Origin of the sequence: Streptomyces sp. NPDC004629 (assembly GCF_042873595.1) — a bacterium.
Lineage (GTDB): Bacteria > Actinomycetota > Actinomycetes > Streptomycetales > Streptomycetaceae > Streptomyces.
The window spans coordinates 104,996-128,772 of the sequence record NZ_JBIALO010000004.1; the positions used below are offsets into that span (position 1 = coordinate 104,996).

A 23,777-nucleotide genomic window follows, 5' to 3' on the forward strand; every position below is an offset into this window, starting at 1 on the left:
CCCTTCAGGGCGACAGCGCTCGTGCTGCCCGGGTCCGCCGGCCGTTGTCGCTGCCGGGGGCTCCGTCCGCTGCGGGGTCGGCACGGCGGGGGGCGGGGTCGGTGTGCCGGTCCGGGGTGGGTGGCCGTGCCGGTGCGGTGGACGAGCCGGGTGGACAGTTGCGTGCGGGTTCCCTCCGGGTGGTCGCCGCGCGTCATCCGCACCAGGAGCCGCAGCGCCGTGGCCGCCGTCTCCGCCAGCGGCCGGCGGACCGCGGTCGGCGCCGGGACGGACCAGCGGGCCACGGGCAGGTCGTCGAAGCCGACCACGCTCACGTCGTCCGGCACCGCGAGCCCCCGCTCGGCCAGTGCCCCGCACACCCCGGGGGCCATCCGGTCCGAGCCGACGCACACGGCCGTCGGCGGCTCGGGCAGATCGAGCAGTTCCAGCGTGCGCAGCCGGCCGGCGCTCTCGTGGAATGCGCGGAATCACGGGCGGGTGGGCTTTCGAAACCCGGACCACAGCGCACGCCGTCCCACGGCACGCCGGCGTACGCCGAACAGCCTTCCGGGCGCTGCGCAGCCCGGAATACCGGCGGACGATGGAGTGCTCTGATGTCACCGGTGCAAGCGCGCGGCGGGAGGAGCTGGTGGGCGGATGACGGCAGACCAGGCGGGCCCCGTGGTCACCACGCCGTACGGGGCGGTACGCGGCAGATACGAGCGCGGCGTCGCGGTGTTCCGCGGCATCCCGTACGCGGCCCCGCCCTTCGGGCCCCGCCGGTTCCGCCCGCCCGAGCCGCCCGCACCCTGGGACGGCGTGCGGGACGCGGGAGCCTTTGGGCCGACCGCGCCGAAGCCACCGTACTCGGAGGCGTTCGCGCACTATCTGTCCGACCCGGACGTGCCCGGCGACGACTGCCTCAATCTCAATGTATGGACCCCCGAGCCGGGGCCCGGCGCCCGGCTCCCGGTCCTGGTGTGGCTGCACGGCGGCGCCCTGACCCGGGGCTCCTCCGCCGTGCCGGTCTACGACGGACACGCCTTCGCCCGCGACGGCGTCGTCCTCGTCTCCCTCAACTACCGGCTCGGCGTCGAGGGGTACGGACTGTTCCCGGACGCGCCCGCCAACGCCGGACTGCGCGACCAACTGGCCGCGCTGCGGTGGGTGCACGCGTCGGTCGCGGCCTTCGGCGGCGACCCCGACCGGATCACCCTGGCCGGACAGTCGGCGGGGGCGATCAGCATCGGCGCGCTGATCGCCGCACCGCAGGCCCAGGGTCTGGTGCGGCGGGCGATCCTGCAGAGCGGGCCGCCGGAGGCCGCCGAGCGGGACAAGGTACGGCGCATGGTGCGCCGCATGGCCACCCGGCTGAAGATCCCCGCCACCGCCGAGGCCTTCGCCGCCGTCGACCGGGACCTCCTGCTGCGCACCCAGGCCGAGGTGGGCCGGCTGAGCAGCCCCGTCCTGGGCGGCCCCGCCTTCGGCATCGTCGTCGACGGCGACATCGTGCCGTACGACCCGCTGGAGGCGCTGACCGAGGGGAACGCCGCGCGCGACGTCGACCTCCTCCTCGGCTGGACCCGCGACGAGTACCGGCTGTGGCTGGTCCCCGGCGGGCTGATGGACCACGTGGACCGGCTCGGCCCGGTCGCGCTGGCCGGCGCGATGGCCCGCTGCCACTGCGGCCACGAGGTGCCGCGCGGCTACCGTGCCCTGCACCCCGAGGCCCGCACCGCCGAGATCGTCGGCCAGTTGGTCACCGACCACCTGCTGCGCCGCCCGCTGCACCGGCTGGCCGACTCCCGCCCCGGCTCCTGCCACGTCTACGAGTTCGCCTGGCCCTCCAACCTCCCCGACCTCGGCGCCTGCCACGCCCTCGAACTGGGCTTCGTGTTCGACACCGGGGACAACCCCGAGTCACGGAAGCTGGCGGGCGAGGGCGGCCCGCGGGAACTGTGCGACGCCATGCACGGAGCCTGGGTACGGTTCGCCGCCGGCGGTGATCCCGGGTGGCGGGCCTGGGACGACCGTCACCCGGTGCGGGTCTTCGGGGACGGCGATCCGTATACCGCGTACGGTCCGCGCGATCGTGAACTCGCCTTGTGGACGGCCGGTGACGCCCGTGAGCCCGTCCCCGTCGGTGGTGCTCCGTCCGTGCGTGGCACGGAAGTGGCCTCCGCGGTACGCCGATTGCGCCGCACGATGCGCGCACGCTCGCGCTGACGTCGACGGCGGCGGGGGCGCGGGTTGTGCTGGGGGGGGCGGGGGTGGGGCGTACGCGGTTGCGCTGAGTCCGCCGGCGGACGGGGTACGTGGTCGCGCCGAAACTGACGGGCGGAGCGTACGCGGGTTGCACCTGCGCCCGAGTGCGGCGGCGCAGGTGCATACGCGGTTGCGCCCGAGTGCGGCGGTGAGTGGGGTGTGCGCGGGGCGCTCAGGGGGGTGTGAGGGTGCGGGTGATCGTTGTGATGGTTCGTGGTCGCACTCGGCGGTGGCCGCCGATCAGGCGGGCGTCTGCCGCCCGCTGTTCCTCGGCTTGGTCGACGCTGTTGCGCCTTGCGCGGTGGTGGGTGTGCGGGGCGCTCAGGGGGGTGTGAGGGTGCGGGCGATCGTCGCGGTGGTTCGCGGTCCCACCCGGCAGCAGCCGCCGATCAGCCGGGCGCCCGCCTCCCGCCACTCCTCGACCTGCTCGGCACGGAAGCCGGCCCGGCCGTACCAGGCGTGGGCCGCGGCGTCCCAGGACTCGCCGCTGTTGGGGTAGGCGACGACCGGCTTGCCGGTGACCCGCGCGGCCGTCTGGACCGCCCGGCCGACGTCCTCCGGGGCGCAGCAGTTCACGCCGACCGCGATCACCTCGTCGGCGTCCGCGGCCGGGGCGAACGCCTCCGCCAAGGGCTGCCCGGCCCGGGTGCGGTCCCCGTCCACGGTGTACGACAGCCAGGCGGGCACGCCGAGACCGCGCACCGCCCGTAGCAGTGCGGCCGCCTCATCGGTGTCCGGAACGGTCTCCAGGGCCAGCACGTCCGGGGCGGCACCGGCCAGCACCTCCAGGCGCGCGCGGTGGAAGCGTTCCAGCTCCGCCACGCTCAGCCCGTACCGGCCCCGGTACTCGGAGCCGTCCGCGAGCATCGCGCCGTACGGCCCCGCCGACGCGGCCACCCACAGCGGACGCGTGATCCCCTCGGCGCGGGCGCGCCGCGCGGCGTCCCGGGCCAGCTCCACGCTGAGCGCGAGCAGCCGGGCCGCCTCCGCGCGGCCGATCCCCCGCCGCGCGAAGCCCTCGAAGGTGGCCTGGTAGGAGGCGGTGATCGCCACGTTCGCGCCCGCCCTGAAATAGGCGAGGTGCGCCTCGGCGACCGCCTCGGGCCGCTCGGCCAGCAGCCGCGCCGACCACAGCGCGTCCCCCAGGTCGTGCCCCGCGGATTCCAGCTGATTGGACAGGCCGCCGTCGAGCACGACCGCTCCGGCGCGCAGCGCCTCGGCGAGCGGGGGTGTGCTGTCGCTGCTCATGCCCCGACGCTAACCGATGCCGCGCACAGCCCGGCGGCGTCTCAGGGGCCGGGCCGGGCGCCCGCCGGGCACATGACCGACGACCGAGGTCTAGAAAGCGCTTGTCGGGAGCGGTACGGTCCAGCCGCCGGACCTTTCGCCAGGACGGAGGTGATCGCAGTGAGCCGCTTCAGCGGTCTGCGCATCGCCGTACCGCCCGGCACCACCGGCCCGGTCCGTGATGAGCTTCTCGCCCGGCGTCCGGTGCCCGGGGGCGCCGTGCGGGCGGGATGAAGCCCTGGGGCGCCCCGACCGGAACCGGGGCGTCCCAGGCCGGCGGCCCGGTTCCGCCCCGGAACCGACACCGTTTCAGTTCACATAGCGGCTTACGGTTTCCGGGTGGATGACGAGGCGCACCTGGTCCGCGGCCAGGATTCCGGCGAGTTCGTCGGCGCGGACCGGGTCGCTGAGGTTCCAGTAGCGGGCGGCCAGGCGGGCGCACAGATCGTGGGCTCCGTCGCTTTCCACCGTGGTGCGGCCCGTGACCGACAGCCAGCGCTCGCGTTCGCCCACGGGGGCGGCGACGACGAGCGAGGCACGGGGGTCCCGGCGCAGACGCCGCACTTTGACCGAGTCCGGGGCCGTGAACAGCTGGACCGTGCCCTCGGCCGTGGCCTCGAACCACACCGGGCGGGGCTGTGGCGGAAGCGGCCCCGCGGCCACGGACAGGAAGCCGTGCAGGGGGCGTCGGAGGAATTCGAGGTCCTGCGGGGTCAGCGAACCGGCGTCGGTGCTCATCACAGTCCTTCCGGTGGTGAGGGGAAATGGTTGGGGGCAGCGCCGCCAGGGTCCCGCCGCCGCGGCCCGCACGACGTAGTCCTCGAAGGTCCGGGGCGCCCGTCCCAGCACGGTGGCGAGGTCATCCGTCGTAGTGGGCGCCGTCCTCAGGTGCCGGGGTCGGATCAGTCGAACCGGGTCGGGCTCGATCGGGAGACGGCACGCACCGGCGTGCCGCGCGGCCGCAACCGGGCGACGATCCGTCGGCCGGTCCTGCCCGTCGTACCGAGGACGAGAGCGGTGTCGTTGCTCATGAGGCCGATTGAACCCGGCCGACTCGGACGATCCCATAGGCGAGAAGCCGGATCGCCTGTGTGTGCGTCTAACCTCGCTGAGGTGGACGTGTTCAGTGACCTGATCCGTGGGGTGCGGGCCCACGGCTCGTTGTCCGGCAGTTCGACCCTGTCCCCGCCCTGGGCACTGCACTTCGTGGACGGCGCGCCGCTGACCCTGTGCACCGTGCTCACCGGGGCGGGCTGGATCGTGCCGGAGCACGGCCCGCCCGAGCCGCTGCGCGCCCACGAGACGATCGTCGTGCGCGGCCCCGCGACCTTCACCTTCGTCGACGAGGTCGGCACCCGGGCCGAACCGGTCGCCTGCGGCGAGCACTGCGCGACGCCCGAGCAGGGCGGGACCCGGCACCGGCGCGGCTGGCACGACCCCGGCGGGGACACCGGTGCCGGCCCCGGTGCGACGACGCTGATCGTCGGCGCCTATCCGGTGCGCGGCGAGATCAGCCGCCGACTGCTGGACGCGCTGCCCGTCGTGCTGCGCGTGGACGCCGGGGGCACGGCCGACCCCGTGCTGGACCATCTCGCCGCCGAGGTCGCCGTCGACGCACCGGGCCAGCAGGTCGTACTCGACCGGCTGCTGGACTGGATGCTGGTCTGCACGCTGCGGGAGTGGTTCGACCGGCCCGGCGGCGAGCCCCCGGCCTGGTGGGCCGCCCAGCGGGACCCGGTGGTCGGCGACGCGCTGCGTCTGCTGCACGCCGAACCGGCGGCACCCTGGACGGTCACCGCGCTGGCCGAGCGCACCAAGGTGTCGCGTTCGACGCTGGCCAAGCGGTTCGCCGACCTGGTCGGCGAACCGCCGCTGACCTATCTCACCCGCTGGCGCATGACGCTCGCGGCGGACCTCCTGGTAGAGCGGGAGGCCGCAACCGTCGCGGAGATCGCCCGCACCGTGGGTTACTCCGACCCGTTCGGGTTCAGCGCGGCGTTCAAACGGGTCCGCGGCGTCAACCCGAGCGAGTTCCGGCGCACCGCGACCACCGCCTTCCCGGCGGACGGGCGCGGCGCGCGGAGCTGACCGACGCCGCACCGGAGCGGCCGGTGTCAGCGGGTGAACTTCTCTACGGCCGCCGGGGTGACGGGGGTGAAGAAGTTGACGAGGTTGCCGTCGGGGTCGCGGAACAGCAGCGAGCGGTTGCCCCAGGGCATCGTGGTGGGCTCGGTGACGAAGTCGGTGACGGTGTCGCCCAGGTTCCGGTACACGCGGTCCACGTCGTCGACCAGGAACTCGGTGATCACGCTGTGGCTGTCCGCCGGGCGGGCCGAGCCCGGGGCGAACAGCGGGACGGTGCGGGTGCTCGCGATCGCGAGGGTGGCCCTCGGGGTCCTCAGTTCGGCGAAGTCCTCCGTGGCCCATGCCGCCCGCACGCCCGTGGCGCGCTCGTAGAAGGCGACGAGGCGCGCCACGTCGCCGGTGATGATGCGGATCGAGACGAAGTCCATGGTGATCTCCTCGGCTGATGAAGTCGTCGGGCCTCGCAGGTTAGGAGAAATAGGGGACAGAACCGGTCCTGTATCCGCGTTAGGGTTGCGTTCATGCCTCGCCCCACCGGCCGCGTGCTGACGCTCCTGGAACTGCTGCAGTCCGGCGGCACCCGGACGGTGGCCGAACTCGCCGATCGGCTCGGCGTCGACGGGCGCACCGTGCGGCGGTACGTGAACCAGCTGACCGAACTCGACGTGCCCGTGGAGTCGGTGCGCGGCCGCTACGGCGGATACCGGCTCGCCCCCGGGTACCGGCTGCCTCCGCTGATGCTCGGCGACGACGAGGCGCTGGCCGTGCTGCTCGGCCTGGTCGCGGGCCGCCGGGCGGGGCTGACGACGACGCAGCGCACGGCGAGCGAGACGGCGTCGGCCAAGATCCGGCGGGTGCTGCCCAAACACCTGGCACGCCGGCTCGACACGCTCCTGGAATCCCTCGACTTCACGGACCGGCCCGGCCCGGACGCCGGCCCGGACGCCGGGATCCTGCTCACCCTCGCCGACGCGGTGCGCCACCGCAGGCCGGTTTCGCTCAGATACACCGACGGCCACGGCCGGCGCACCGAGCGCACGCTGCACGCGTACGGCATCGTCGCTCATGCGGGCCGGTGGTACGTCACCGGCACGGACGCCGGGATCGGCGAGGACCGGACCTTCCGGCTCGATCGCATCGCGGACGCGCGAACCCTGCCCGGCTCCTTCGAGGCGCCCACGGGTCCCGGTCCTGCGCAGCGCATGCTGTCGGGGTTCGCCGCGGCCGAGTACCGGCACGAGGTGACCCTGCGGATCCACGGCACGGTCGAGCAGATCCGCGCCCGCCTCCCCGCCGGCGTCGCACGCCTGGCCGAGCACGCGCCCGCGGCGGACGAGGACCGGACGGCCGAGCGCTGGCGGCGCGTCGAACTGCGGGCGGAACGCCTCGACTGGCTGCCGCCGGTGCTCGCCGCACTCGACCGGCCGTTCGTCATCGAGCGCCCCGCCGAACTGCGCGACCTCGTCGGCGCGTTCGCGGACCGCCTGGCCCGCTACGCCCACGGCGACAGCGGACGGCCACCGGCGTAACCGGGCCGGACAGCCGCCAAGCGGGGATCCGAGGGGGATGGTGCTGTGGTGGATCATGGCCGTCGCCGCGACGCGCTCCGGACCGACGTTTCGGCCGGTGCCGAAGCGAAACGGGTCTAGCGTCGGCCGTATGACCGACATCGCACGTGAAGCGGCGCAGAATGCCGCACGGGAAACGGCGCCGGCAACCGTACCGGACACGATGCCGGCAGCGGCCCGGTCCTTCGGTGAGCTGCACCGTCGTCCGGGTGCGCCCCTGCTGCTGCCCAACGCCTGGGACCACGCCTCGGCCGCCGCCCTCGCCGCACGCGGGTTCGCGGCGATCGGCACGACGAGCCTCGGCGTCGCCGCGGCGGTCGGGCTGCCCGACGGCGCGGCGGCGACCCGCGACCACACCCTCCGGCTTGCCCTGACGCTCGGCACCGAGCCGTTCCTGCTCTCCGTCGACGCGGAGGGCGGATTCAGCGACGACCCCGATGAAGTGGCCGAGCTGGCACGGCAGTTGTGGGCCGTCGGGGCCGTCGGCATCAACCTGGAGGACGGGCTCGGACCCGTGGACCGGCACGCCGCGAAGATCACCGCCGTCAAGTCCGCCGCCCCGGGCCTCTTCGTCAACGCACGGGCCGACACCTACTGGCTGGGCGACGGGAAGGGCACCGGAAAGCGGCTGGACGTCTACCAACGGGCGGGCGCGGACGGCGTGTTCGTGCCCGGCCTGAGCGACCCCGACGAGATCGCCGCCCTGGTACGGCACCTCGACGCCCCCCTGAACATCCTCTACTCGCCCACCGGACCCACCGTCCCCCACCTCACCGACCTGGGCGTACGCCGGATCAGCCTCGGTTCGCTGCTGTACCGCAGGGCGTTGGGCGCCGCCCTGGACGCCATGGCCGACATCGCGGGCGGGCGCGCGCCGCGCGGTACGACCCCCTCGTACGACGACGTACAAGCGCTGGAGCGGCGACCGGATGGAGACCCGACGGCCCGCGCCGGAGCCGCGGCCGGATGAGAGCGAGGGCACAGACCGGCCCGGCGCGCGCTGGTACGGTGGGAGCTTTCCTGGGTATCAGACCCTTTGGACTCAGTACCGGCGAGGGACCGAGGAACCATGGACCTGGAGATCCCCGGCGAGAGGCGACTGGCGGCCGCCGTCGTGATGGACGAGCGGGAGCGGGTGCTCCTGGTGCGCCGCAGCGAGCGGGAACGGTTCCTGCCCCGGGTGTGGGGTGTGCCGTGCGGGAAGCTGGAGCCGGGTGAGACCCCCGCGGACGGCGCACTGCGGGAACTGAAGGAGGAGACCGGCCTGCTCGGCGAGATCGTCCGCCGGGTCGGCGAGTCCTCCTTCGTCAGCGACCACCGGGGGCACGAGGTCAAGAACTGGCAGGACAACTTCCTTATCCGGCCGCTGACCCGGGTCATCACCCTGCCCGAGCCGGACCAGGACTACGCCTGGCTGGCCCTCGGCGAACTGTCCCGCGTCGACATCGACGACTACAACCTGGACGTCGTGCGCCAGGCCGTCACGCGCATGAGTTCCTGAGCAGCCCCGCCAGATCGTCCAGTGCGGCCAGATAGTCCGGTACGTCCAGCGGCACCTTGGCCACCGCCCCCGGATGCGGACCGGCCACCGTGAACACGTCCGTGTGCCGCCGCCGCCCGGCGCCGGTCTCCAGGAACAGTGTCACCGTCGCCGCGTCCGTGGCGCACCAGGCGCGGTGCAGGGTGTGCGCGGGCAGGGCATAGGTGCTGCCCGCCGAGTACTGCCCGACCTGGGTCAGCCGCAGCGGCTCCCGCCCGGCCGGGGCCAGCAGCCAGTCCGCCGTACCGGCCGACAGCGTCTCCTCGTAGCGGTCCGCCGGAATCCCGCCGTCCCCCGCCTCGTACAGCTCCATCGTCAGCCGGCCCCGCACGATGCAGGAGGCCAGCGCCGAACGGTGGTTGTGGACGTCCTCCTTGCCCGCCGCACCGGTGCCCGGGTGCCAGACGTGGGCGCGCAGCATGTGCCGCGGACCGCCGTCGACCAGCAGCAGCTTGTCGAAGCCGAGGACGTGCCGGTACGACAGCCGGGCACACCCGGCCGGGTCGCCCGCGCCCGAGGCCAACTCGGCGATCAGCTCCAACAGCCTTTGCGGGGAGCCCAGTTCGGCGACCACGGCGCGGGCCGTAAGCAACCGCTCGTGCTCGGACAGCTCGCCGTCCAGGGTCTCGGCCAGCAACCGCCGTGCCGCCAGGACCTGTTGCCCACCCATGCACCCGCCCTTCGACCGCCTGCCCGGACGGTGTGTTCAATCATCCGGCTGATACATCCATACGGCATGGGTCCGCAGCGCCGAAAGGCCCTGATAGGTCATCCACATGGGGCGGCGCAGCTCGGTGCCGTCGCCCCGGTCCCAGCTCCAGATGCCGTCCGTCTGCCCCGCCCACACGGCGGCGAACGCGCCGTCGAGCCGCTCCCGCCAGCGTGCCTCCAGGCCGTCCGCCACCGCGACCTCCCGGGCGCCGGGTGTGGTCAGGGCGCGCACCAGCCAGGACGCGGTGAAGTGCCGCACGTTCAGCACCTCGTGCCGGGCCGGGTCGCCGGTGCGCGGTCTGCGTACCTCCTCGCGCAGGTTCGTCACATCCGGGCAGGCGTCATGCCGCCCGCCCGGACAGGCCAGCAGCCAGCGCACCCCGTCCTGCCGGGCCGCCCGCGCCGCCGCCGTCTCGCCCAGCGTCCGAGCCGCCCGGTCCAGGGCGACCACCGCCTGCGCGGTGTGCAGCGCCGACGCCGGCCCGTACGGCGGACGCAGCCGGTACGCCCAGCAGCGCAGGTGATCCCGGCGCTCGTCGTCGAGCGCGCCGTCGACCAGGGCCTCGCACAGCTCGGGCAGGATCGGGGAACCGGGCGCGGCGCGCAGCAGACCGCGCAGCACGGTCGTGACGACATGGGTGGAATCCCGGCCCGCCGGGTCGTTCGCGGCGGTGAAACGCGATGTGCACCCGGTCACCTCCGCCGCCAGCCGCTCACCGGACGACCCGGCCCGCGCCAGTGCGCCCAGCACCAGCGCCGTGATCTCGGGCCGGGCCTCGGAGCCCTGCGTACGGGCCGACCAGCCGCCCTCCGGCAGCCGCAGCCGCCACAGCGTCTGCACCAGGTCGCCCGTGCTCAACCGCCCGTCCGGCACACCCAGATCGAGCATCATGTGCAGGCCGTACGCCGTGCTGAGCGCCGTGGGCGGCGCCGTGCCGCCCTCGCCCAGCGAGTGCGACCAGCCGGTGAGCCGGCCGCGCACCGGATCGTCGACGACGCTCACCTCGCCCACCAGCGTCTCGTACGCGGAGGCGAACACCCCGGGCAGCGGGCCCGGGACGCCGGGCGCCGCCCGGACGGCCGCCGGCGCGGTCCGGCCGGCCGCGTCGGCGCGGACCCGCAGCAGCGCCGCCGCGAGCCACGCCGCCACGGCCGTACCGATGCCGCTCACCCCGGAGACCAGCCACTTGGCCGCCTCGCCGCCCAGCGAGTCCGGCAGCACCCCGAACAGGGCCTGGAAGACGCCGTATCCGCCGGCCGCACAGCCCAGGCTGCCCAGCCGGCCGACGAACCGGGCCGGTGGCGAACCCGCACCGGGCGCGGGCACCGGATCGGCCGCGCCGGATGTCGACGGCCCGCGCCCCAGATGCTGTTGCGACACGGCGCGCTCCCTCCCCCGGGGCGGCACAACACACCCGCTCACACCCGCGAAGAATCCAGTCTATGGGGTGAGCGGGGCCCCTGGTACGTCCGCCGGGACCGCCGTACGCGGCCGGTGCACCGCGCGATGTGCAGGGCGTCGACCGCCCTGTCCCGGGATGCCCGCACGTCGGCGCAGTAGCCGTGGAAGGTGCGCAACAGGCGTACGGCGTCGGTCAGTTCGGGTTCGGCGAGGCCGCAGCCACGGAGCATGCCATGGGTGACCTCGGCGGTGCGGCGCAGCACGGGGGAGCGCGTGACCCGTCCGGGCATAGAGTTGCCCCGGGAACGGGGGCGGGCGGATGGACGGTGGGGTACGGCCCCTGTGGCGGCAGCGGGACTTCGGGATCTTCTGGGCCGCGCAGACCCTCTCCGTCCTCGGTGACTCTTTCGCGCTGATCGCCCTGCCGCTGCTGGTGTTCCAGGCCACCGGCTCGCTCGCCCGGATGGGACTGCTGACGGCGGCGGGCGCCGCGGCCTCCGTACTGGCCGCGGTGTTCGCCGGGGCGCTGGTGGACCGGGTCGACCGCCGCAGACTGCTGATCGCCTGCGATCTGCTCCGCATGGTGCTGTACGGGCTGGTCCCCCTGGTGTGGGCGTTCGGCCCGCGCATCTGGCTGCTCTACGCGGTCCTCCCGGTGTGCGAGGCCGTCGGCATGCTGTTCGCCGTCGGATACGTCACCGTCGTGCGGGGGCTGGTCGGCCGGAGTCGGCTGACCGAGGCCAACGGCCGGCTGAACGCGACCGCCGCGGCGGCCGGGGTCCTCGGGCCGCTGGGCGCGGGCCTGGTGGCGGCCTGGACGGGACCGGCCGCCGCCGTGGGCGTGGACGCGGCGAGCTTCGGGGTGTCGGCGGCGTGCCTGCTCTTCGTACGGATCAAGAAGCGCTCCCCGGACGGCGCCGAACCGCCCGGACACGCCGGGCTGTGGCGCGACCTGCGCACGGGTGTGTCCTTCCTCCGCCACCATCCGGTGCTGCGCGCCCTGACCGCGCTCCTGTTCGTCTTCAGCTTTCTCACCCTCGGCCTGACCGACCTGGTGATCTACCACGTCAAGCATGACCTCGGCCACCCGGACGGCACGGTCGGCACCGTCATGGCGGCGGGCGCGCTCGGCACGATCGCGGGCTCCCTCCTCGTCGCCCCGGTCCGCCGGCGGCTCGGCTTCGGGCCGACCTGGATCGGCTCGGTCGCGCTGTGCGGAGCGGCCTTCGCCGGCCTCGGCCGGGCGCAGGGCGTGCCCGCCGTCGCCGTGCTGAGCGCGGTCTTCCTGGCCTGCGTGGGCATGGCCGGCACCTGCTCGATGTCCCTGCGCCAGGAGGTCACCCCGGAACCCCTGCTGGGCCGGGTCACGTCCGCCTTCTGGACCCTCCAGTACGCGGCGGCACCCGTCGGCGCGGCCGTCCTCACCTGGGCCGCGGAACGCCACGGTACGGCCCCGGTCGCCGCGACAGCCGGGGCCTGCTGCGTACTGATCGCGGCGGCAGCCCTGCCCACACCGATCCGCGACGCATAACAGGCAGCACCACGCCACGAGCGGACGCGTCCCACCTGCCCGAAGCCACCACCCCACCCCGAAGGCCCCCTCACCCACCGGAACGCCCGGACACGCCCCATCCGCCCGGACGCCCCCGCCCGGCGGCGTGCGCGTACCCGGCGATGCCGGTGTTCCGGTCCACCTGGCCGGGGACGCTCACGCCCGCGCCGAGGACCCGGGCCGCCTCGGCCCCGGCCCGCGCGATCACGGAACCCACCGCGGCGGCCACGCGCGCAGTTCGGCATGGACGTACGTCTCCGCGATGTCCACGCCGATCAGGGCGCCCCCCGGGGCGCTGACGGCGACGAGGCCCCGCGGGCGACCGCCCGCCGAGTCCTCGAAGCCGACCTCGGCGCAGCACCTCGTAGCGGTTCGCGGTGCGGATGTCACGTGAGGTGCGCTTCACGCGGCTGACCCCTCCCCCTCGTCCCCTCGCCCCCCCTCGGGCCGGGGCGACGACGGCACCGGCGCGGCGCACAGGCTATGGGCTGTGCCGGTGTCCGACAAGGAATTCGACAAGGGCTTAGGAAAGGGGCCGTACGAAGTCAGGCGCCCAGCGACTCGCGGACGAAGGCGTTGGCGAACTTGCCGGTCGGGTCAAGGGACTTGGCGAGCGCGAGGAAGTCGTCGAGGCGCGGGTACCGGTCGCGCAGCACGGACGCCGGCACGGTGAACACCTTGCCCCAGTGCGGGCGCGGCGCGAAGGGGTCGAGCGCCTGCTCCAGCCGACGCACCACCGGCAGCACCGCCGCCATGTCGTCCACCCAGGTGAAGTGCAGCGCGACCGAGCCCTGTCCGTGGGCGGGGCTGAGCCACTGGGGATCGGCGGCGACCGTCCGCACCTCGCAGGTCTGCAGGACGGCGGCGACCGTTGCGCGGATCGCGTCCACCGCATGCAGCGCGTCCAGCGCGGCCGTGCGCGGCAGCAGGTACTCCGACTGCAACTCGTCGCCGCTGCTCGGGGTGAACTCCGCTTTGAAGTGCGGCAGTCGCTCGTGCCACGGCCCGGCCACACCGAACTGCCGGGTGCAGTTGACCGCGGGCATGCCGGGCACCGGATGCATGGCCTCCGTCGCGGGCGTCGCCCAGGGGAAGCGGGGCGGCGCCTGGTCGGTGCGCCGCTTGAGCCACACCTGCCGGAAGCCAGGCCGCCGCCAGTCGGTGAACAGGCTCACGCTGTACGCCGATGCCGAGACCGTCTCGAAGTCCAGGCCGGTCAGCGGCAGTTCGGTGAACACATGCTGCTCGACGCGGTAGGCCGGTTCCAGGTCGAGGGTGAGCGCGGTGACCACGCCGAGCGCGCCGAGGGAGGTCACCGCGCCGTCGAAGCGGGCATCGCCTCGGGTGACCGTCACCGTCGAGCCGTCCGCCGTCACCAGTTCCACCTCCCGCACCGGCGCGGCCAGCGAGCCGTTGCCGACCCCGGAGCCATGGGTGCCGGTGGCCACCGAACCGGCCACCGAGATGTGCGGCAGGGAGGCCATGTTGGGCAGGGCCAGACCGTGCGCGTGCACCGTGCGGGCCAGTTCCGCGTAGCGGACGCCGCCCGAGACCCGTACCGTGCGGGCCGCGGTGTCCACGTCGAGCAGCCGCGGCAGGTCCGCGATCGACAGCAGGACGCCGTCGGGGCCCGGGTCGGCGATCCCGTTGAACGAGTGGCCGCTGCCCAGCACCCGGAGCCGTGCGCTCGCGGCCACCAGCGAGCGCAGCGCGTCCAGCGACCGCGGGCGGTGGTACTCCTTGGCCGTGTAGGTGATGTTGCGCGCCCAGTTGGTGACTCTCTGCGTCATCCCTGCCACCCCTCCCGATGAGTGCTCCTGCCCCGACCTTCTCATCCCCCCACCCCGCACCACGGCCTGTGGCGGTGCCTGGCGGCTGCTTCACGTCGCGGTCTGCCTGCCGTTCGCCTTGCGGCGGTGCCCGTCGTGCGGCTGCCGTGCGGCGGCGCTCGCCTCGCCGTCCGCCTCGCGCCTACGGCCCTGCTTGGTGTCGGTCTTGCGGCGGTGCCCGTCGTGCAGCTGCCGTGCGGCGGCGCTCGCCTCGCCGTCCGCCTCGTGCCGCGGCCCGGGTTGCCGACCGCCCGGCGGATGTCCCGCGCTGTCGCCCCCTTGCTGCCCGCCCCGCGAGGGCGCCCCCTGCCGCTGTTCCGTGCGGGCCCGGCGGGGCGGGCTGGCCTTCATGGGGGCGGCAGGAGGCGCGGGCCGGCGCAGGTTGCGCGTGGCGTGAGCGGTGTCACAGGACGGCCGGGCAGACCTCTTCCGGGGTGGCGCGGGGCGCGGTGCACCCGCCCGGTTCCTTCTTGGCGCGGCGCGCGGGGGACCCGGCACGTGGGGCGGGCGGGCGGGGGCATACCGTGAGGAGTCGAACGCCTGAGCCGGGAGGAGAGACGGGATGGGCAGCCGTACCGCGCTGGTCGAGGATCTGATGGAGCGTTTCCCGCACGTACCGCGGGAAGCCGTCATCAAGGAGGACCTGCTCCGGGGCGGTGTCGCCTTCGACGCGTCCGCCCTGTCCGACAACGAGGACGGCGAGGTCAAGCCGAAGTCGTACTTCATCTTCTCCTTCGACCACGGCACCCTGCCGGAGCTGGGCGAGGCCGCGCTGCGCCGCCCACCGGAGGAGATCATCCTCACCGGCGGCCCGTACGACCTGCGCCGGACCGTGGTCTCCGTACGGGTCAACCCGTCCTCGCCGTACCGGGTCGCCGCCGACGACGAGGGGCTGCTCGGCCTCTACCTCGACGGGAAGCGGATCGCCGACGTCGGCGTGCCGCCGATGCCCGAGTACTACCGGCACACCCTGTCCAACGGGAAGTCCGTGATGGAGGTGGCCCCCACCATCCAGTGGGGCTACCTGATCTACCTGACCGTCTTCCGAGTCTGCCAGTACTTCGGCGCGAAGGAGGAGTGCCAGTACTGCGACATCAACCACAACTGGCGCCAGCACAAGGCGGCCGGGCGGCCCTACACCGGCGTGAAGGACGTCGAGGAGGTCCTGGAGGCGCTGGAGATCATCGACCGGTACGACACCCAGAAGGCGTCCACCGCCTACACGCTCACCGGCGGCGCCATCACCAAGACGGTCGCCGGGCGGGACGAGGCCGACTTCTACGGCCACTACGCCAAGGCCATCGAGGAGCGCTTCCCGGGCCGCTGGATCGGCAAGGTCGTCGCGCAGGCGCTGCCCAAGGACGACGTGCAGCGCTTCAAGGACTACGGCGTGCAGATCTACCACCCCAACTTCGAGGTGTGGGACCGCCGGCTGTTCGAGCTGTACTGCCCGGGCAAGGAACGCTACGTCGGCCGCGACGAGTGGCACCGGCGCATCCTCGACTCGGCGGAGGTCTTCGGCGCGCGCAACGTCATCCCGAACTTCGTGGCGGGCGTCGAGATGGCCGAGCCGTTCGGCTTCACCAGCGTCGACGAGGCCATCGCGTCCACCACCGAGGGCCTGCGCTTCTTCATGTCCCACGGGATCACGCCCCGCTTCACCACCTGGTGCCCGGAGCCCACCACCCCGCTCGGCAAGGCCAACCCGCAGGGCGCCCCGCTGGAGTACCACATCCGGCTCCTTGAGGCCTACCGCGCCACCATGGACGACTTCGGCCTGTCCTCCCCGCCCGGCTACGGCCTGCCCGGGCCCGGTCGTGCCGTTTTCTCCGTCAGTTCCTTCATGGACAGCCTTCCCGCGCAGGAGCCGGCGGAGCTGTGAACCAGCCCACCGGCCCGGTGGGGCTTGGTGCGGACGGATGCGGTGCCACGCCGCGGGCGAGGCCCGCGGCGTGCGGGAGCCGCGGCGAGCGGACCGGGGCGCTCGGCGGAGTGCGGCCGCTCGTGGTCCGGAGAGCCGGCGCCGTGCCACGGTGAGTCGAAACCCGGTCGCCGTCCGTACAAGAGGCCGGAGTTGTGGCTCGCGGCGGACCGCGCCGCACGGCACCCGTACGACGGAACGACCCGCCGTACCCTGCCCGCAGCCAGAGTTGAATAGGCCGCTTGTCAGTTGTGTGGAAGGCGTGAAAAGCTCGGGCCCTTCCGCGAGGTTCCCCCCAACTCCATTGCCGATATGGTGAGTTGACCTCGCTCGTGGATGCAGGAGACCCATGCCCGACCTGCCGACCCCTCAGGACGCCACCGAGGCCGCGCTGTTCGCCGAGTACTGGGACGCCGTGCTCTCCTACGCCGACCTGTGCACGTCCGGCGCCCAGACGGCCAACCAACTGGCCACGGAGGCGTTCGCGGCGGGCCTGCGCGAGGCGCGCTCCGTGGGGTCCTCGCCGGTGCGGGCGGGCCGGCGCGCACCGCGGCTGCCCATGATCCCGCTGCTGCTGACCGCCGTCCGCAGCACGGCCGCCGGCTGGGAGGCCGACGGGTTCGGCCACCGGCTCGACCCCGACCTCCGGCTGTGGCTCAACTCCGACAAGGCCGCCCGCTACACCGGGCCGCCCCTGCTGCGCCCGGTCGCCCTGCGCGCTCTCCGGGACCTCCAGGAGGCGGACGCCTCGCTGCTGTGGCTGGTCGAGGTGGAGGCGCTGCCGCTGCCCGTCGTCGCCCGCCGGCTCGGTCTCGACCCGGACGTCGCGGGCCAGGAACTCGACCAGGTCCAGGCCCTGTTCCGGGACCGCTGCCACCGCGCCCACCTCGACACCCCGATGGACGCGCAGTGCCGCAGCTACGCCCGGCTGCTCGACGCGGTCACCCGCTCGCCCGCCACCGGCACCCCCGACGACCTCTCCCGGCACCTGGCCACCTGCGTCCAGTGCGCGGAGGCCGCCGGCTGCCTGCGGCTGCACGGCGGCGGACTGCCCGCGGCGCTGGCCGGCGGGGTCATAGGCTGGGGCGGCCTCGCCTATCTGGAGCGCCGCCGCCGGGCCGCCGAGGTGCGGCTCGGCGCCGGCCGCCCCGGGGCGCCGGCGGACCGGGAGAGCGAGGAGCCGAAGGAGGGCACCGGCCGTGGCCGTCTGCTGCGCGGCGGCCTGCTCGCCGCGGCCGTCCTCCTGTCCCTGCTGGCGCTCGGCGTGTCGATGATGCCCTTCGGCGGCTCGGACGAGGACCGGGCCGCACGCCCCGACGACCGGCAGCCGGTCGCCGACCCCGGCGTGCCGCTCCCGTCCGCGGACCCCTCGCGCGCCGCGCCCACCGCCCGCTCCACCGCACCCTCCGCGTCCGGCACCGCGATCGGCACCCCGACTGGTCCGGCCGGCCGCGCCCCCGACCCGGAACCCCAGGGCACCTCCGCGTCCACCGCCCGCGGCTCGGATGCCGCGACCCGGCCGGGGGCCGCCTGCCACGTCGAGTACGAGCAGGTCAACGAGTGGCCCGACGGCTTCCAGGCCACCGTCACCATCAGCACCGCGCAGGCCCTCGCCGACTGGCGCGTCTCCTGGTCCTTCCGGGACGGCCAGCAGGTGAGCCAGATGTGGGACGCGAGCCTCAGCCAGCACGGCGCCCGGGTCACCGCCACCGCCGCCGACTACAACAAGTCCGTCGCCGCGGACGGCCGCCTCAGCTTCGGCTTCCTCGCCTCATGGCACGGCAGGAACTCCGCGCCGTCCGCTTTCACCCTCAACGGACACACCTGCGCGGCCCGCTGACCCACATCCGCCACACAGCGGTCGCCCGCGGAGAGCAGGTTGACGGGGCAGGCCCAGGGCGGGACACATTCAGCCTGCCACCGGCTGACCGCCACTCACCTCGCCGCGCCTGGCCGCGCGGCTACGACACCACCGGTACCCGACTCCTGTGTCTCAGCGGTGCGGGATTCAACGACAAGGCACACGCGGCCGCACAGGCGGACCCTGATGTCCAGCTGGTCGACCTGGAGACGCTCTACGGGATGGAATGACCCGTGCACATAGGCTGCCGTAATTCGGTGGCGGCGCGGCCTGACTGTCCCTAGTGTCAGTGCTGTTCGAGCGGTGACCGGAGGTTGCCGCGGGTGACTTGGTTCGGTTCAGGAGGTGTGACCGATGGCTGTCGTTGCGATGGGCGCCGCCCGCATCCGGAAGTTCATTCAGTCCACCTCCGTGGTCTCCGGCTGACCTCACTCTTCTCCCGCGCCAGTGGGCGCGGCGCCGGGGCCACCCGTGTGAAGGGTCACCCCTTGTCTTTCTCCTCTTCTTCTTCTTCGGTTTCGTCGCATCCTCTCGCCGCCTATGGCTGGGACGAGGGCTGGGAAGCCGAGTTTGTTCCGTACGCCGAGCAGAATCTCCTGCCCGGCCGTGTCGTCCGGGTCGACCGTGGCCTGTGTGACGTCATCACCCCGGTCGGCACTGTTCGTGCCGACACCGAGTTCGTCGTCCCCCGTGACCCGATGAAGGTCGTGTGTACGGGAGACTGGGTGGCGGTCGACTCGGACGGGGAGCCGCAGTACGTACGGACGCTGTTGCCACGGCGTACCGCCTTCGTGCGCTCCACCTCGTCCAAGCGGTCCGAGGGGCAGATCCTCGCCGCCAACGTCGACCACGCGGTCGTCGCCGTGTCGCTGGCCCTCGAACTCGACCTCGGCCGCATCGAACGGTTCCTGGCCCTGGCCTGGGAGTCCGGCGCGCAGCCCGTGGTCGTGCTCACCAAGGCCGACCTCGTGCCCGACCCGGTGACCCTCGCGCACCTGGTCCAGGACGTGGAGACGGCCTCGCCCGGGGCGCCCGTGCTGAGCGTCAGCGCCCTGCACGGGGACGGCCTGGACACCCTCTTCGCACTGGTCGGCACGGGCACCTCCGTGCTGCTCGGGCAGTCCGGCGCGGGCAAGTCGACCCTCGCCAACGCCCTGGTCGGCGAGGATGTCATGGACGTACAGGCCGCCCGGGACGTGGACGGCAAGGGCCGGCACACGACCACCACCCGCAATCTGCTCGCGCTGCCCGGCGGGGGCGTGCTCATCGACACGCCGGGGCTGCGCGGCGTCGGGCTCTTCGACGCCGAGACCGGGGTCGGGCAGGTCTTCGCCGAGATCGAGGAACTGGCCGAGGGATGCCGCTTCCAGGACTGCGCGCACGACACCGAGCCCGGGTGCGCGGTCACCGCCGCCGTCGAGACCGGCCGGCTGCCGGCCCGCCGCCTGGACAGCTACCGCAAGCTAGTCCGCGAGAACCAGTGGATCGTCGCGAAGACCGACGCGCGGGTGCGCGCCGAGCTGCGCCGGGACTGGAAGCGGAAGGGCGCGGAGGGCAGGGCGGCCATGGAGGCCAAGCGCGGACGCCTGCGGTGACCTGACGGGGGCGGCAGCGTCGCGTCCGATTTCCGCCAGCCGCCCCCGCCGGCGTCGCCCACACTGGATGACGTGATGGACGAAGACACCAGGTACGAGGCCGTGCGCAGCCGGGACGCCCGGTTCGACGGGGAGTTCTTCTTCGCCGTCGAGACGACGGGGATCTACTGCCGGCCCAGTTGCCCGGCCGTGACCCCGAAGCGGCGCAACGTGCGGTTCTTCATGACCGCCGCCGCCGCGCAGGGCCGCGGCTTCCGGGCGTGCCGCCGCTGCCGCCCGGACGCCGTGCCCGGCTCCGCCGACTGGAACGTCCGCGCGGACGTCGTGGGCCGTGCCATGCGGCTGATCGGCGACGGCATCGTGGACCGCGAGGGCGTCGCCGGGCTCGCCGACCGGCTCGGCTACAGCGCGCGACAGGTCCAGCGGCAGCTCACCGCCGAGCTGGGCGCCGGACCCGTCGCGCTCGCCCGGGCCCAGCGGGCGCACACCGCGCGCGTCCTGCTGCAGACCACCGAGCTGCCGATCACCGAGATCGCGTTCGCCTCCGGGTTCGCCAGCGTGCGGCAGTTCAACGACACCATCCGGGGCGTGTACGCGGCCACCCCGAGCCGGCTGCGCGCCGCCGCACCCCGCGGCAGGGGCGGAGCGCCGCGCGCCACCCCCGGCGCCGGGATACCGCTGCGGCTCGCCCACCGCGGGCCCTACCAGGCCGCCGCCGTCTTCGACCTGCTCGCGCGCGAGGCCGTGCGCGGGGTCGAGGAGGTCGGCGGCGCCCGTGGCGACCGCACCTACCGGCGCACGCTCCGGCTGCCGTACGGCACGGGCATCGTCGCCGTCGCGGAGCGCACCCGGTCCCCTCGGACGGGGCCCGCCGCCCACCCCGGCGGCTGGCTCGACGCCCGGCTGCACCTCACCGATCCGCGGGACCTGACCACGGCGGTGCAGCGGCTGCGCCGGCTGTTCGATCTGGACGCCGATCCGTACGCGGTCGACGAACGGCTGAGCGCCGACGCACGACTCGCCCCGCTGGTCGCCGCCCGGCCCGGACTGCGTTCACCCGGAGCCGCCGACCCGGCCGAGTGGGCGGTGCGCGCGCTGGCCGGGCCCGCGGAGTCCGAACGGCTGGTGCAGCGGTACGGGAAGGCGCTGGACGCCCCCTGCGGCAGCCTCACCCATCTGTTCCCTGAGCCCGCCGTGCTCGCCGAGGCCGAGCCGCACGGCACCCTGGGCGCACTGGCCGCCGCGCTGGCCGACGGCACCGTACGGCTCGATCCCGGCGCGGACCGGGACGACGCCACGCAGGCGCTGCTCGCCCTGCCCGGCCTGGACCCGGCCGTCGCCGCCGCGATCCGGATCCGCGCCCTGGCCGACCCCGACGTGGCCCCGCCCGGCCTCGACATGCCGGACGGCCGGCGGCCCTGGCGCTCCTACGCCGTGCGGCACCTGGAGACCGCACGGGAACTCGGCGACGGGCCGGACCCGTACGCCTCCCAACACCCGCATCCCGAAGGGAAGTCCACGACGGCATGACCCTGGAACCGACGTACTGGACCACCGTGGCCGCGCCGCTCGGCCCGCTCCTGCTGACCGCGGGCCCGGACGGCGCGCTCACCTCGCTCTCCGTGCCCGGTCAGAAGGGCGGCCGTACGGTCGGTGAGGGCTGGCGGCGCGACCCCGGCCCGTTCCGGGCGGCCGAGGAGCAGCTCGCCGCCTATCTCGCCGGTGAACTGAAGGAGTTCCGGCTGCACCTGCGGACGCACGGCACCGCGTTCCGGGAGCGGGTGTGGGACGCGCTCGACTCCGTTCCCTACGGGGCGACCACGACGTACGGCGAGATCGCCGCGCGGATCGGCGCGCCGCGGGCCGCGGTGCGGGCGGTCGGCGGCGCGATCGGCGCCAACCCGTTGCTGATCGTGCGCCCCTGCCACCGGGTGATCGGCGCGGACGGCTCCCTGACCGGCTACGCCGGCGGCCTCGACCGCAAAACCTGGCTGCTCACCCTGGAGGGCACACTCACCCCACACTGACCACCCCCGCTGAACCCCAGCCCGGTCTGCCTACGCTCACCGCACACGACAACAGCGCACGCCCACTGGCCGTGTTCGGGCCGTCTGAGTCCAACTGGCCGCGCGTCGGCAGCGTGAACTGTCTGCGTAGGCGCCGGCGTCAGCGGACCGCGCGCGCTGGTTGGTCGAACTGCCCGCGTGCGCCGCCCGTTTCGGGCTGGCGGGGCGCCGCGTGCGCTGGGCCGAGCGGGTGTCGTCGCCGTGATGCTGCCCCCGCACCGGCCGGCCGTGTGTCACTTTCGGCTCCTGCGGGCCATCGGGAAGGGCGGGCGCACACATGGTCAAGGCCGGGCGGGTACTCGCGGTGGCGCTGCTGGCGCTGATCGGTACGACGGGCGCGTCGGCACAGACGGGGGCGGCGACGGCCACCGCGCCGGTCACGGCGACGGGGGCGACGCGCGCGACGGTGTCCACGGCGGTCCGTGCCGAGTCCGTGCCGGGCTCCTGGACCGGCACCTGGGAGGCCGCTCCGTCCGGCACCGCCCCCGCGCTGCCCGGCGCCGCCGTCCGCAACGTCGTGCACCTCAGCGTCGGCGGTCAGCTCCTGCGGATCCGTCTCAGCAACCGGCTCGGCACCTCCCCCCTGATGCTCGGCGCGGTCACCGTCGCGCTGCGCGGCGCGGCCGGCCCGGACGCCGTCCCCGGCACGATGCGCACCGTGACCTTCGGCGGCGCGCCCACGACCGTGGTCCCGGCCGGCGGCGACCTGGTCAGCGATCCGGTGCCCCTGGCCGTGCCGGCCGCCGCCGATCTGCTCGTCACGGTCCACCCCCCCACCGACGGCGGACCCGCCACGTACCACCGCACCGCCCTGCGCACCAGCTATGTCGCGCCCCAGGGCGCGGGCCGGGCGGCCGACGTGGACGGCTCGGCGTACACGGCCACCACCAGCCACTGGTACTACGTCACCGGCGTCGACGTCCTCGTGACCGGCGGCGCCGGCAGCGTCGTCGCCTTCGGGGACTCCCTCACCGACGGCACCGGCTCCACCCCGGACGCCGACCGCCGCTGGCCCGACCGGCTCGCCGAACGCCTGAGGCCCCACCGGCTGGGCGTGCTCAACGCCGGGATCGCCGGCAACCGACTGCTGCGCGACGGCACCGGGCCGAGCGCGCTGTCCCGGCTGGACGCCGACGCCCTGTCCCGGTCGGGCGCGCGGGTGCTGATCGTCTTCGAAGGCATCAACGACATCAACGGCAGACCCCAGGCGAACGACGTCGCCGACTTCGAGGCCGCGTACCGCGCGATCGTCTCCCGCGCGCACACCCTCGGCATCCGGGTCGTCGGCGCCACCCTCACGCCGTACGGCGGCCACGGCGCCTTCACCGCCGCGCGCGAGGACGTACGGCAGCGGATCAACGCCTTCATCCGCACCGGCGGCGCCTTCGACGCCGTCGCCGATTTCGACGCCGCCGTCCGCGACCCGGCACAGCCCCGCCGGATCAAACCCGCCTACGACCCCGGCGACCATCTGCACTTCAACGACGCGGGCATGCGGGCGCTGGCCGACGCGATCGACCTCGGCACCCTGCGGTGAACCGCCCGGGGCGCCCGGTGGCCGCTTCCGTGCCGCGCCGGGCGCGGTCGTGCCGTCAGCCCCAGACCACCGCGCCCAGCCATGCGCCCATGATCAGCAGACAGGTGAACAGCTCCGTCAGCACGCCGGATCCGCCCGAGCGCATCGTCGTGCGCAGCGCGGCCACCGCCTCGCCGTGGCGGCCGAGGCGCAGCCGCTCATGCAGATAGACCCCGGCCAGGAAGCCGGGGATCGCCCCGACCACGGGCACCAGGAAGAAACCGAGGAACGCCCCGAGCCCCGCGTACACGCCCGCCCGTGGCGCCGCGCCGCTCGCCCGCAGCCGCGGCGGCGGCAGCGCCCAGCGCACCGCCTGGGACAGGAGCAGCACGCCGGTGGCGCCCACCAGGACGGCCCAGGCGAGCGGCTGCGGATCCTGCAGCGCCCACCACAGCACCGCGGCCCACACCAGCCACGAACCCGGCACCCCGGGCACCAGCACCCCGCACAGGCCGAGCGCCATCACCACGCCGACCAGCAGGAGTCCCCACGCTCCCATCTGCCCAGCGTGCCGGAACACGGCCGATCGCGCAGGGCAGG

General features: G+C 74.3%; 22 protein-coding genes and 2 pseudogenes. 12 read left to right on the forward strand and 12 right to left on the reverse strand.

The window, feature by feature from the left end; all coding sequences use genetic code 11:
- Positions 1-110 precede the first annotated feature (110 nt).
- A pseudogene (locus ACFYTE_RS07530) lies at positions 111-458 on the reverse strand (substrate-binding domain-containing protein); the annotation flags it as partial.
- Positions 459-636: 178 nt separating this feature from the next.
- Here ACFYTE_RS07530 and ACFYTE_RS07535 point away from each other — a divergent pair.
- The gene (locus tag ACFYTE_RS07535; protein ID WP_388706172.1) at positions 637-2,205 is read left to right on the forward strand and encodes a carboxylesterase/lipase family protein; all 1,569 of its coding nucleotides are present in this window, start codon (positions 637-639) and stop codon (positions 2,203-2,205) included.
- 360 nt (positions 2,206-2,565) lie between these two features.
- On the opposite strand, the gene mmuM is transcribed toward ACFYTE_RS07535, so the two are convergent.
- The 3 genes from mmuM to ACFYTE_RS07550 all read right to left on the reverse strand — a co-directional run bounded on the left by mmuM (position 2,566) and on the right by ACFYTE_RS07550 (position 4,562).
- Positions 2,566-3,492: a homocysteine S-methyltransferase gene (gene mmuM, locus ACFYTE_RS07540; RefSeq protein ID WP_388706174.1), complete on the reverse strand. Its 927-nt coding sequence runs from the start codon at positions 3,490-3,492 to the stop codon at positions 2,566-2,568.
- A 348-nt stretch (positions 3,493-3,840) separates the two neighbouring features.
- Positions 3,841-4,269 carry a pyridoxamine 5'-phosphate oxidase family protein gene (locus ACFYTE_RS07545; protein ID WP_388706176.1) on the reverse strand — a complete coding sequence of 143 codons (429 nt, stop codon included), beginning with the start codon at positions 4,267-4,269 and terminating at the stop codon, positions 3,841-3,843.
- Between the two features lie 164 nt (positions 4,270-4,433).
- Positions 4,434-4,562, reverse strand: a complete 129-nt coding sequence (locus ACFYTE_RS07550) for a hypothetical protein (RefSeq protein ID WP_388706178.1) — start codon at positions 4,560-4,562, stop codon at positions 4,434-4,436.
- 82 nt (positions 4,563-4,644) lie between these two features.
- Between ACFYTE_RS07550 and ACFYTE_RS07555 the strand changes: the two genes are divergently transcribed.
- Positions 4,645-5,619, forward strand: a complete 975-nt coding sequence (locus ACFYTE_RS07555) for an AraC family transcriptional regulator (protein WP_388706181.1) — start codon at positions 4,645-4,647, stop codon at positions 5,617-5,619.
- 26 nt (positions 5,620-5,645) lie between these two features.
- Here the strand turns inward: ACFYTE_RS07555 and ACFYTE_RS07560 are convergent, their stop codons facing one another.
- Positions 5,646-6,044, reverse strand: coding sequence for a VOC family protein (locus ACFYTE_RS07560; RefSeq protein WP_388706184.1), 399 nt, complete (start codon positions 6,042-6,044; stop codon positions 5,646-5,648).
- Between the two features lie 93 nt (positions 6,045-6,137).
- On the opposite strand from ACFYTE_RS07560, the gene ACFYTE_RS07565 reads away from it, so the two are divergent.
- The 3 genes from ACFYTE_RS07565 to ACFYTE_RS07575 all read left to right on the forward strand — a co-directional run bounded on the left by ACFYTE_RS07565 (position 6,138) and on the right by ACFYTE_RS07575 (position 8,685).
- A complete protein-coding gene (locus ACFYTE_RS07565) occupies positions 6,138-7,145 on the forward strand; it encodes a helix-turn-helix transcriptional regulator (protein WP_388706187.1) in 1,008 nt (335 codons plus the stop codon).
- 202 nt (positions 7,146-7,347) lie between these two features.
- The gene (locus ACFYTE_RS07570; RefSeq protein WP_388706787.1) at positions 7,348-8,154 is read left to right on the forward strand and encodes an isocitrate lyase/phosphoenolpyruvate mutase family protein; all 807 of its coding nucleotides are present in this window, start codon (positions 7,348-7,350) and stop codon (positions 8,152-8,154) included.
- A gap of 99 nt (positions 8,155-8,253) precedes the next feature.
- Positions 8,254-8,685, forward strand: a complete 432-nt coding sequence (locus tag ACFYTE_RS07575; RefSeq protein WP_388706189.1) for an NUDIX hydrolase — start codon at positions 8,254-8,256, stop codon at positions 8,683-8,685.
- Here ACFYTE_RS07575 and ACFYTE_RS07580 read toward each other — a convergent pair.
- Genes ACFYTE_RS07580 through ACFYTE_RS07590 form a run of 3 tightly spaced genes read right to left on the reverse strand, consistent with a single transcriptional unit; the run spans position 8,666 to position 11,127 of the window.
- Positions 8,666-9,394, reverse strand: a complete 729-nt coding sequence (locus tag ACFYTE_RS07580; RefSeq protein WP_388706195.1) for a hypothetical protein — start codon at positions 9,392-9,394, stop codon at positions 8,666-8,668. The two genes, ACFYTE_RS07575 and ACFYTE_RS07580, sit on opposite strands and share 20 nt — an antisense overlap.
- Positions 9,395-9,430: 36 nt before the next feature.
- Positions 9,431-10,816, reverse strand: coding sequence for a hypothetical protein (locus ACFYTE_RS07585; protein ID WP_388706198.1), 1,386 nt, complete (start codon positions 10,814-10,816; stop codon positions 9,431-9,433).
- 38 nt (positions 10,817-10,854) lie between these two features.
- Positions 10,855-11,127: a hypothetical protein gene (locus tag ACFYTE_RS07590; protein WP_388706201.1), complete on the reverse strand. Its 273-nt coding sequence runs from the start codon at positions 11,125-11,127 to the stop codon at positions 10,855-10,857.
- 29 nt (positions 11,128-11,156) lie between these two features.
- Here ACFYTE_RS07590 and ACFYTE_RS07595 point away from each other — a divergent pair, with 29 nt between their 5' ends.
- Entirely contained in the window at positions 11,157-12,368 is a 1,212-nt protein-coding gene (locus tag ACFYTE_RS07595; RefSeq protein WP_388706203.1) for an MFS transporter, read from the forward strand.
- Between the two features lie 130 nt (positions 12,369-12,498).
- On the opposite strand, the pseudogene ACFYTE_RS07600 reads toward ACFYTE_RS07595, so the two are convergent.
- From ACFYTE_RS07600 to ACFYTE_RS07610, 3 genes and pseudogenes are all read right to left on the reverse strand, one after another.
- Positions 12,499-12,795: pseudogene (locus ACFYTE_RS07600) on the reverse strand (transcriptional regulator); the annotation flags it as partial.
- Positions 12,796-12,934: 139 nt separating this feature from the next.
- Positions 12,935-14,179 (reverse strand): FAD-binding protein, encoded by a 1,245-nt coding sequence (locus ACFYTE_RS07605; RefSeq protein ID WP_388706206.1) that lies wholly within the window; start codon positions 14,177-14,179, stop codon positions 12,935-12,937.
- Between the two features lie 90 nt (positions 14,180-14,269).
- Entirely contained in the window at positions 14,270-14,569 is a 300-nt protein-coding gene (locus tag ACFYTE_RS07610) for a hypothetical protein (RefSeq protein ID WP_388706208.1), read from the reverse strand.
- Positions 14,570-14,780: 211 nt separating this feature from the next.
- Here ACFYTE_RS07610 and ACFYTE_RS07615 point away from each other — a divergent pair, with 211 nt between their 5' ends.
- From ACFYTE_RS07615 to ACFYTE_RS07640, 6 genes are all read left to right on the forward strand, one after another.
- The gene (locus tag ACFYTE_RS07615) at positions 14,781-16,100 is read left to right on the forward strand and encodes a radical SAM protein (protein WP_388706211.1); all 1,320 of its coding nucleotides are present in this window, start codon (positions 14,781-14,783) and stop codon (positions 16,098-16,100) included.
- Between the two features lie 388 nt (positions 16,101-16,488).
- Complete coding sequence (locus tag ACFYTE_RS07620) at positions 16,489-17,979, forward strand: cellulose binding domain-containing protein (RefSeq protein ID WP_388706214.1); 1,491 nt, start codon at positions 16,489-16,491, stop codon at positions 17,977-17,979.
- Between the two features lie 509 nt (positions 17,980-18,488).
- Entirely contained in the window at positions 18,489-19,595 is a 1,107-nt protein-coding gene (gene rsgA, locus ACFYTE_RS07625; protein ID WP_388706217.1) for a ribosome small subunit-dependent GTPase A, read from the forward strand.
- A gap of 75 nt (positions 19,596-19,670) precedes the next feature.
- A complete protein-coding gene (locus tag ACFYTE_RS07630; protein WP_388706790.1) occupies positions 19,671-21,125 on the forward strand; it encodes a bifunctional transcriptional activator/DNA repair enzyme AdaA in 1,455 nt (484 codons plus the stop codon).
- The gene (locus ACFYTE_RS07635) at positions 21,122-21,622 is read left to right on the forward strand and encodes a methylated-DNA--[protein]-cysteine S-methyltransferase (protein WP_388706220.1); all 501 of its coding nucleotides are present in this window, start codon (positions 21,122-21,124) and stop codon (positions 21,620-21,622) included. The genes ACFYTE_RS07630 and ACFYTE_RS07635 overlap by 4 nt, the downstream gene beginning before the upstream one ends.
- Positions 21,623-21,938: 316 nt before the next feature.
- Positions 21,939-23,198, forward strand: coding sequence for an SGNH/GDSL hydrolase family protein (locus tag ACFYTE_RS07640; RefSeq protein WP_388706222.1), 1,260 nt, complete (start codon positions 21,939-21,941; stop codon positions 23,196-23,198).
- Between the two features lie 55 nt (positions 23,199-23,253).
- Here ACFYTE_RS07640 and ACFYTE_RS07645 read toward each other — a convergent pair whose 3' ends face one another.
- Positions 23,254-23,736 (reverse strand): DUF456 domain-containing protein, encoded by a 483-nt coding sequence (locus ACFYTE_RS07645; protein WP_388706224.1) that lies wholly within the window; start codon positions 23,734-23,736, stop codon positions 23,254-23,256.
- Between the last annotated feature and the right edge of the window lie 41 nt (positions 23,737-23,777).

What these genes read in the sequence shown, in the direction of transcription:
- ACFYTE_RS07590 (WP_388706201.1), bottom strand. Translation starts at nt 11,127, where the DNA reads ATGCCCGGACGGGTCACGCGCTCCCCCGTGCTGCGCCGCACCGCCGAG.
- ACFYTE_RS07610 (WP_388706208.1), bottom strand. Translation starts at nt 14,569, where the DNA reads ATGAAGGCCAGCCCGCCCCGCCGGGCCCGCACGGAACAGCGGCAGGGG.
- ACFYTE_RS07595 (WP_388706203.1), top strand. Translation starts at nt 11,157, where the DNA reads ATGGACGGTGGGGTACGGCCCCTGTGGCGGCAGCGGGACTTCGGGATC.
- ACFYTE_RS07560 (WP_388706184.1), bottom strand. Translation starts at nt 6,044, where the DNA reads ATGGACTTCGTCTCGATCCGCATCATCACCGGCGACGTGGCGCGCCTC.
- ACFYTE_RS07605 (WP_388706206.1), bottom strand. Translation starts at nt 14,179, where the DNA reads ATGACGCAGAGAGTCACCAACTGGGCGCGCAACATCACCTACACGGCC.
- ACFYTE_RS07580 (WP_388706195.1), bottom strand. Translation starts at nt 9,394, where the DNA reads ATGGGTGGGCAACAGGTCCTGGCGGCACGGCGGTTGCTGGCCGAGACC.
- ACFYTE_RS07570 (WP_388706787.1), top strand. Translation starts at nt 7,348, where the DNA reads ATGCCGGCAGCGGCCCGGTCCTTCGGTGAGCTGCACCGTCGTCCGGGT.
- ACFYTE_RS07550 (WP_388706178.1), bottom strand. Translation starts at nt 4,562, where the DNA reads ATGAGCAACGACACCGCTCTCGTCCTCGGTACGACGGGCAGGACCGGC.
- ACFYTE_RS07545 (WP_388706176.1), bottom strand. Translation starts at nt 4,269, where the DNA reads ATGAGCACCGACGCCGGTTCGCTGACCCCGCAGGACCTCGAATTCCTC.
- ACFYTE_RS07535 (WP_388706172.1), top strand. Translation starts at nt 637, where the DNA reads ATGACGGCAGACCAGGCGGGCCCCGTGGTCACCACGCCGTACGGGGCG.
- ACFYTE_RS07640 (WP_388706222.1), top strand. Translation starts at nt 21,939, where the DNA reads ATGGTCAAGGCCGGGCGGGTACTCGCGGTGGCGCTGCTGGCGCTGATC.
- ACFYTE_RS07620 (WP_388706214.1), top strand. Translation starts at nt 16,489, where the DNA reads ATGCCCGACCTGCCGACCCCTCAGGACGCCACCGAGGCCGCGCTGTTC.
- ACFYTE_RS07645 (WP_388706224.1), bottom strand. Translation starts at nt 23,736, where the DNA reads ATGGGAGCGTGGGGACTCCTGCTGGTCGGCGTGGTGATGGCGCTCGGC.
- ACFYTE_RS07575 (WP_388706189.1), top strand. Translation starts at nt 8,254, where the DNA reads ATGGACCTGGAGATCCCCGGCGAGAGGCGACTGGCGGCCGCCGTCGTG.
- ACFYTE_RS07615 (WP_388706211.1), top strand. Translation starts at nt 14,781, where the DNA reads ATGGGCAGCCGTACCGCGCTGGTCGAGGATCTGATGGAGCGTTTCCCG.
- mmuM (WP_388706174.1), bottom strand. Translation starts at nt 3,492, where the DNA reads ATGAGCAGCGACAGCACACCCCCGCTCGCCGAGGCGCTGCGCGCCGGA.
- ACFYTE_RS07565 (WP_388706187.1), top strand. Translation starts at nt 6,138, where the DNA reads ATGCCTCGCCCCACCGGCCGCGTGCTGACGCTCCTGGAACTGCTGCAG.
- ACFYTE_RS07630 (WP_388706790.1), top strand. Translation starts at nt 19,671, where the DNA reads ATGGACGAAGACACCAGGTACGAGGCCGTGCGCAGCCGGGACGCCCGG.
- ACFYTE_RS07635 (WP_388706220.1), top strand. Translation starts at nt 21,122, where the DNA reads ATGACCCTGGAACCGACGTACTGGACCACCGTGGCCGCGCCGCTCGGC.